Raw genomic sequence first — 754 nt, 5'->3', positions numbered from 1 at the left:
CGGCAATTTATTCCCCCTGTTCCCTGTTCCCTGTTCCCTGTTCCCTGCGCACAGCGCTATATTTATAATATTATGTCCGGATAATTAGTTATAAAAAAACTTTCTCCTTCAACTCCAGTTGTTCTTCTTCCTTCCCTCTTTTCTCCTGACTTCCCCTCCCCTCCTGGGAGGGGTTAGGGGTGGGTTGGGAGGGGCGAGGGGTGGGTTGACTCCTGACTCCTGAGGACTCCGCCGTTATTTATTTATAACTGTTCAACCGGACATGATATAACACCGTCACACAAATGGCGATCGCTTTCACTGACATTGGGGTTATTTTCGAGGTAGTCGCGCATCCAGTTGCAACCCCATTCATGGAGGCGATCGAATTTCCAAACGTTCCACAATTTTACTGTTTTGTCACGACTTGCAGTTGCGATCGTCTCTCCATCCGGACTAAATGCTACACCATTAACCTCATTCTCATGGCCGGTGAGAGTCTGCAATAATTTCCCCTGACGGTTCCACAATTTTACTGTTTTGTCACGACTTGCAGTTGCGATCGTCTCTCCATCAGGACTAAATGCTACACCCCAGACCTCATTCTCATGGCCGGTGAGAGTCTGCAATAATTTCCCCTGACGGTTCCACAATTTTACTGTTTTGTCACGACTTGCAGTTGCGATCGTCTCTCCATCCGGACTAAATGCTACACCATTAACCTCATTCTCATGGCCGGTGAGAGTCTGCAATAATTTCCCCTGACGGTTCCACA

The 754-nt window shown here is 47.7% G+C and carries 1 protein-coding gene; it reads right to left on the bottom strand.

The window, feature by feature from the left end; all coding sequences use genetic code 11:
• Positions 1 to 242 precede the first annotated feature (242 nt).
• The coding region (locus D5R40_RS33525) for a WD40 repeat domain-containing protein (RefSeq protein WP_134239685.1) at positions 243 to 754 on the bottom strand (512 nt) is incomplete at its 5' end.

The sequence above is a fragment of the Okeania hirsuta genome (genome assembly GCF_003838195.1).
Lineage (GTDB): Bacteria > Cyanobacteriota > Cyanobacteriia > Cyanobacteriales > Microcoleaceae > Okeania > Okeania hirsuta.
Note: the sequence above shows the minus strand (reverse complement) of the source record. Positions and strands in the feature narration are given on the sequence as shown.